This window comes from Amycolatopsis kentuckyensis (genome assembly GCF_002155975.1).
In the GTDB taxonomy this organism is placed as follows: Bacteria; Actinomycetota; Actinomycetes; order Mycobacteriales; family Pseudonocardiaceae; genus Amycolatopsis; species Amycolatopsis kentuckyensis.
Window position 1 is genome coordinate 1 of sequence record NZ_MUMI01000701.1, and the last position, 5,772, is coordinate 5,772.

General features: G+C 72.8%; 7 protein-coding genes. 2 read left to right on the plus strand and 5 right to left on the minus strand.

Annotated elements, in window-relative coordinates; translation table 11 throughout:
- The 3 genes from CCN39_RS45930 to CCN39_RS45940 form a co-directional block, all read right to left on the minus strand.
- The coding region (locus CCN39_RS45930; RefSeq protein ID WP_143264426.1) for a hypothetical protein at positions 1-510 on the minus strand (510 nt) is incomplete at its 3' end.
- A gap of 31 nt (positions 511-541) precedes the next feature.
- The gene (locus CCN39_RS45935; RefSeq protein ID WP_086853263.1) at positions 542-1,444 is read right to left on the minus strand and encodes an aminoglycoside phosphotransferase/kinase family protein; all 903 of its coding nucleotides are present in this window, start codon (positions 1,442-1,444) and stop codon (positions 542-544) included.
- On the minus strand, positions 1,445-2,023 hold the full coding sequence (locus CCN39_RS45940) for a LuxR C-terminal-related transcriptional regulator (RefSeq protein ID WP_086853264.1): 579 nt from the start codon (positions 2,021-2,023) through the stop codon (positions 1,445-1,447). It lies immediately after the preceding gene.
- Between the two features lie 22 nt (positions 2,024-2,045).
- Here CCN39_RS45940 and CCN39_RS45945 point away from each other — a divergent pair, with 22 nt between their 5' ends.
- Positions 2,046-3,014 carry a histidine kinase gene (locus CCN39_RS45945; protein WP_086853266.1) on the plus strand — a complete coding sequence of 323 codons (969 nt, stop codon included), beginning with the start codon at positions 2,046-2,048 and terminating at the stop codon, positions 3,012-3,014.
- Between the two features lie 6 nt (positions 3,015-3,020).
- Here CCN39_RS45945 and CCN39_RS45950 read toward each other — a convergent pair whose 3' ends face one another.
- Positions 3,021-3,674 carry a TetR/AcrR family transcriptional regulator gene (locus tag CCN39_RS45950; protein WP_086853268.1) on the minus strand — a complete coding sequence of 218 codons (654 nt, stop codon included), beginning with the start codon at positions 3,672-3,674 and terminating at the stop codon, positions 3,021-3,023.
- A 96-nt stretch (positions 3,675-3,770) separates the two neighbouring features.
- Between CCN39_RS45950 and CCN39_RS45955 the strand changes: the two genes are divergently transcribed.
- Entirely contained in the window at positions 3,771-4,880 is a 1,110-nt protein-coding gene (locus CCN39_RS45955) for a serine hydrolase domain-containing protein (protein ID WP_086853270.1), read from the plus strand.
- Here the strand turns inward: CCN39_RS45955 and CCN39_RS45960 are convergent.
- A complete protein-coding gene (locus tag CCN39_RS45960; protein ID WP_167455378.1) occupies positions 4,863-5,585 on the minus strand; it encodes a polysaccharide deacetylase family protein in 723 nt (240 codons plus the stop codon). The genes CCN39_RS45955 and CCN39_RS45960 overlap by 18 nt on opposite strands.
- Positions 5,586-5,772 lie beyond the last annotated feature (187 nt).

Consider the following 5,772-nt stretch of genomic DNA (forward strand, 5'->3'; position numbering starts at 1 on the left):
CGTGTAGGCCTCGGCCGCGGCCGGGATGCGCCGCACCACCGCAACGGGGTGGGGCAGCCGGTCCCGGGCCACGAACCACCGCGGCCGCGCGACCTCCCAGCGAAGCCGGTCGTGCTCCGCCTTACTGATCGGGACGGAGACCGTCCCCTCGGGATCTTCGCCCGTCACCCGCCAGGTCCCGTCGGCGCCGAGCAGTTCCCGGACGCCCTCGCGGCGGCGCACCAGGGCCTCGGGCCGGCCCAGGGTGTCGGCGTGGACCGCGGCTTCGAGGTGCACGAAGTACTCGTACTCGCCTCGCCACCGCGTGCGCTGGCGTTCCGCCCGGACGTGCCGGGCGATCACGTACACGTACTGCTTGAAGTCTTCGAAGCTGCATTCCTCGACGGTCCGGCGCGGCAGCTCGAACGGCACCCACTCGAGGTCGTGCGTGAACGCTTTCGCCGACTCACCGTCGTGTTCGATCACCGCGGCCGGAACAGCCGAGCCGTCCCGGATGACGTGGTAGCTCATCGGCGATCCCCCTTGTGCCGAGGTTAGCCGATCAAGCACCCGCCCGGCGGAGGCGTTCGGCCGCCTGGGCGCGGACCGCGTCACCGCACACCGGGCGGTCGCCGTGCAACGCCTCCCAGCGGGCGTTGTGCAGCGCCGGCCACAGGCTCGCCGCCCAGGCGATCTCCTGCTCCTCGGGGGCGAACCGGCGCCCCCGGAACTCCTGGTAAGCCGCCAGGAACGCGGCCGAGCTCCCGACCGGCGCCAGGGTCGGTGGCGTCGCGCTGGCGAACGTCCCGGACGCCGCTCCCGCCAGCGCCGCCTCCGGTTGCCACGCCAGGCTGTCCCAGTCGTCCACCGCCAAGATCGTCCCGGCTCGCCAGCGGAGGTTCTGGGCTTCGAAGTCCGCGTGGCCGAGGACGCACGGCAGATCCGCAGTCAGCAAACGCTTGCGCGCCCGGACGGCCGTCTCGGTCACCTCCGCGGGCACCCTGCTCTGGTCCCGTTCGTCGAGGAAGCCGATCGACGGCCACAGCCCGGGATCCGGGTGGTCCCATCGTGCCCAGCGCGGGTTCGGCAGCGGCGGCTCGACATCGACCTCGGCCAGCTCGGACATCAGCCGGGCGAAGACCGCCGCGTAGCGCACGGCGACGTCCGGGGTGTCGCCGCGCAGCATCTCCCCGCCCGGCAGGAATTCCTCGGCGTGGACGGCCAGCGTGCCGACGGTGGTCACGGGGGTGAGCGGCCGCGGGCAGGGGAACCCCCGCCGCGCCAGCCGGGCCTGTGCCTCGACACAGGCGGCGGCCCTGCCCTCGTTCTCCCGTGCCTTGACCACGACTTCCCGTCCGTCGGCCAGCCGCAGGCCGACCACGGCCGACAGGGACCGCCGTTCGAACAGCACGCCGGCCGGCGCCGCGCCCAGGTGGCCGGTGCACCAGGACGGAAGCCAATCCATTCAGCGGTCCCTGGCCAGCAGGGCCGCCTGGGTGCGGCTGGTCACGCCGAGCTTGGCCAGGACGTTGCCGACGTGCACCTTCACCGTCCGCTCGGCCAGCCGCAGCCGGGCCGCGATGTCCTTGTTGGACAGTCCATCGCCCAGCAGTTCCAGCACGTCCCGCTCGCGTGGGGTCAACGTCCCGCCGGCGCTCAGTGCGGACGCCACGGCCGGGCTCAGTGCCGTCACACCCTGGTGAGCGGCTCGGACGGCGGCCGCGAGCTCGCCGCCCGAAGCATCCTTCAGCACGAAGCCGGCCGCGCCCGCGCCGAGCGCTTCGCGGATCTCGCGCGGGCGGCCGACCGTGGTCAGCATCAGCACCCGCGGGGCGCCGGGCCCGAGGCGGCGCAGGACGTCGAGGCCGTCCAGCCCCGGGAGGTACAGGTCCAGCAGCACGACGTCGGCCTCGACGGACGACTTCAGCAGCTCCGGGCCGCTCGCGTACTGCGCGACCACCTCGAGGTCCGGCTGCGCGCCCAGGATCAGCGCGATGCCCTCGCGCACCAGCGCGTGGTCGTCGACGACCTGCACCCGGATCATGCCCGCACTCTACTGTCGGCCCATGCGCCAGTCTCTCGCCACGACGGCGGCGGTCGCCGCGGTGTTCTTCGCCAGCGGCGCGTGGACGCCGCAGCAGGGGTGGCTCGCGGCCGGGCTCAGCGCGGCGCAGCTCGTCCCGCTGCTGTGGGCCCGGCGCGCGCCGGCCCTCGTGCTCGTCGTGGTGACCCTCGCGACGGCCGGGCACCTGCTGCTCGACCACCCCCGCAACACGATGTACGTGCCGGTGCTGCTCGCCCTCTACAGCACGCCGCAGCGGTGGCTCGCGGCCGCGGCGGCGCTCGCCACCGGCGCGGCGGTGTACCCGGCGAAGGGCCCGGTCGACGGCACTCTCCTCGTCGTCACGATCGCCGCGGTGGCCTGGCTCCTGGGTGCCGAACGCCGGCGCGCGCTCGCCGACCGGGCCGAGCGCGCGGCCCGGCGGCTGCACGACACGCTCGCCCAGACCACGGCCGTCATGCTCGTGCAGGCCGAGACGCTGCGCGCGGTCGGCGACCTGACCGACGCCGACCGAGAGCGCCTGGACACCCTCCTGGCCGCCGGCCGAGGCGCGCTCACGCTCGTCCGCCGCACGCTGGACGACCTGCGCGAAGACGCCGACCGTGCCCCCGACCTCGCCGAGGTGCTGGCCCGGCTCCGCACCGCGGGGCTGGTCCTCGACCGCGACCCGGTGCTGCCCGCGCTGGCGCGTCCGATGCGGGAACTGGCCGAGCGGTTCATCGCCGAAGCCGCAGTGAACGCGTTGCGCCACAACGGTCCCGGCGTCCGGCTCCGGCTCGACGTCGAAGCCGGTGAGCGGGTCGTGATCACCGCGCGGAACACGCTGAAGGGAACGTCGCACGCAGGCGGCGGCTACGGGCTGGCCGGGCTCGCGGAGCAGGCCGCGGCGGCCGGGGGAGCGGTGACGCACGGGCCGCGGGACGGCGAGTGGGTGGCGACCCTGGAACTGCCGTCCGCCCGGGTCGCGCACTGACCGCGGTCAGGGGATCGCGGCCTCGATGTCGGCGAGCTGGGCGGCGATGATCTCCTCGAACGCCGCACGGCGGTCGTCCCCGAGGGGACGGACTTCGCGGGCGAAGTGGGCCAACGCGGGGAAGCGGTCGGGATCGGCGCCCAGCACCGCGACGCGGAACAGCTCCATGCCTTGCTCGTGGTCCTCCGGGGTGACGGTGCTGACGCCGGCCTCGGACGCGATCAGCGCGGCGAACAGGATCGCGATCCGGTGGTAGCGCACCGGAATCCGCTCGTCCGGCAGGCCTGACGCGCGCAGGGCCTGCAGCACCTCTTCCATCACCAGCCGGGATCCCGCGCCGCTGGAGGCGTAGCGGCCCCAGACCACGGCGATCTGCGGCTGCTCGCCGAACGCCTCCCGCAGCCGCAGGGCCAGCGCGGTCAGGCGCTGCTTCCAGTCACCCTCGGGGCGGTACCCGGCCATGGCGCCCAGCAGGATCCGGTCGGCGAGCGCGCGCAGCAGCTCGGTCTTGGTGCGGAAGTGCCGGTAGAGGCTCGAGGAGTCGGTCCCCAGCTCCGCGGCGAGCTTGCGCACGCTGAACGACTCCGCGTCGCCGCGGCGCAGCAGCTCCGCCGCCGTGTCCAGGATTTCTTCGGTCGTCCAACGCCTTCGGTTCGCCATCTCGTCCCTTCGCCGACCGTCAGCATAGCTTATGCACTTGCTGTTGCACGCAGTGCGTGCATAATGAGGACACTTCCGTTTCCGAGAGGAGTCCCCATGGATTTCGTGCAGCTGGACGCCGCACTCGACGCGGTCCACCGCGCCGGCGTGCCGGGCGTGTTCGCCGAGGTGCGGGCCGGTGACCGGACCTGGCGCGGCGCCGCCGGGGTCGCCGACACCGGCACCGGCCGCCCGGTCGCGGCGAGCATGCGGCACCGCGTCGGCAGCGTCACGAAGACGTTCACCGCCGCGGCGGTGCTGCGCCAGGTCGAGGCCGGCCGGATCGGGCTCGACACCCCGGTCGGCCACTACCTGCCGCGGCTCGTGCCGGGCGATCGCGGGCGGGCGATCACGGTCCGGATGCTGCTCGACCACACCAGCGGGCTCGCCGAGTACCTGCCGTACGCCTACCCGAGTCTCAAGGCGTTCCCGGACCTGGCGAACACCCGGCCGGACAGCTTCGACGACCACCGGTTCACCCGGTTCGACCCCGTCGAGCTGATCGAGCTGGGCGTCGGCGCTCCGCCGGTCGGCACCCCCGGCGGTACGCCCGGCGTGTACTCGAACACGAACTACCTGCTGCTCGGCCGGCTCCTGGAGCACGTCACCGGCGGCAGCGCGGAGGAGTGCATCACCCGCGACGTCATCGGCCGCGCGGAACTCCGGGACACCGGGTTCCCCGCCGGAACGCAGGTCGAGGGACCGCACTCGAAGCTCTACGAGTCGTGGTTCGGCATGATCGACCCGCCCCGCGACTACAGCGAATTCGACATGTCCTGGGTGGGGCCGTCGGCGTCGCTGATCTCGACGGTCGCGGACCTCAACCGGTTCTTCGGGCTGTTGCTGGCGGGCGAGATCGTCTCACCGGCTTCGCTGGGCGAGATGCGGCGCACGGTCCGGATCATTTCCCAGGAGGGCAAGCCGATCGACTACGGCCTCGGCCTGCACCCGGTGGAATCCACGGGTTTCTGGGGGCACGGCGGCACGGTCTGGGGCGGCGGGACGCTGGCGGCGATCCGCGCGGACGGACGGCGGCAGCTGGCGGTCGCCGTGAACCGCCAGCGCTGGAACCGGCTCGACGACGCGGGCCGGCCGCAGCCGCACCCCATCGACCGGGCGCTCGCGGCCTTCACCCGGCTGGCGATGGGCTCAGCCGAGCAGCTGTGACACGGTCACGAACCGGAAGCCGCGCTGCTGAAGCCGGTCGAGGATCGGCCCGATCGCCAGGCGCGTCTGCTCGCGCGAGGCGTACATGGCGTGCAGCAGCACGATCGAGCCCGGCCGGACCTGGTCGACGACGGCCCGTTCGACGGTGGCCGCGTCGGGGGTGCCTTCGGAATCCGGCGCGACGTCCCAGGTGATCGTCGTGCGGTCGTGCTCGGCCAGGTAGCGCGGGAGAGCGAAGAGCTTCTTGCCGTTCGGCGGCCGGAAGAGGATCTCGCCGGTGTAGCCGGTGGTGCGGATGAGGGCGTCGGTGGCTTCGACCTCGTCGGCGACCCACGACGGCGTCACGCCGATCATCCGGTCGTGGCTGAAGCTGTGGTTGCCGATTTCGTGCCCGGCGGCGGCGATGTCGTGGGCGAGGTCCGGGTGCGCGGCGATGTCCCGGCCGATGAGGAAGAAGGTCGCCGGCACCTGACGGCTTTTCAGGGTGTCGAGGATCGTCTTCGTCCCGGCGGGATCGGGCCCGTCGTCGAAGGTGAGGGCGACGACCTTGTCGGTGGTGTCGACGCGGTCCACGAGGGTGCCGAAGAACTGGAAGGTCCGCGACTTCGAGACTTCGAACAGGGTTATCGCGGCGGTCAGCAGGACGGCGAGCACGGTCGCCAGGGCGATGGTCCGGTTTCGGGCGCGTCGGGATTTCAAGATCATGGCCGCCACCCTGGTGGTGGTTTCGGGTGGGGGGAAGCCGCGAAGGTACTAGTACCTCTTGTGTCACTGGCAGTTCCGCCACCCCGAAGCCGTCATTGTGACTACGGGCGGCGGGACCTCGTCAAGGCGGGAAAGCGTGCCTTGACAAGGTCCCGCCGCCCGTGTTTCGGCTTCGGATCGGGGTTGC

Excerpts from the sequence above, each read along its gene's own strand:
- CCN39_RS45935 (WP_086853263.1), bottom strand. The coding sequence starts at position 1,444 with ATGGATTGGCTTCCGTCCTGGTGCACCGGCCACCTGGGCGCGGCGCCG.
- CCN39_RS45940 (WP_086853264.1), bottom strand. The coding sequence starts at position 2,023 with ATGATCCGGGTGCAGGTCGTCGACGACCACGCGCTGGTGCGCGAGGGC.
- CCN39_RS45945 (WP_086853266.1), top strand. The coding sequence starts at position 2,046 with ATGCGCCAGTCTCTCGCCACGACGGCGGCGGTCGCCGCGGTGTTCTTC.
- CCN39_RS45950 (WP_086853268.1), bottom strand. The coding sequence starts at position 3,674 with ATGGCGAACCGAAGGCGTTGGACGACCGAAGAAATCCTGGACACGGCG.
- CCN39_RS45955 (WP_086853270.1), top strand. The coding sequence starts at position 3,771 with ATGGATTTCGTGCAGCTGGACGCCGCACTCGACGCGGTCCACCGCGCC.
- CCN39_RS45960 (WP_167455378.1), bottom strand. The coding sequence starts at position 5,585 with ATGATCTTGAAATCCCGACGCGCCCGAAACCGGACCATCGCCCTGGCG.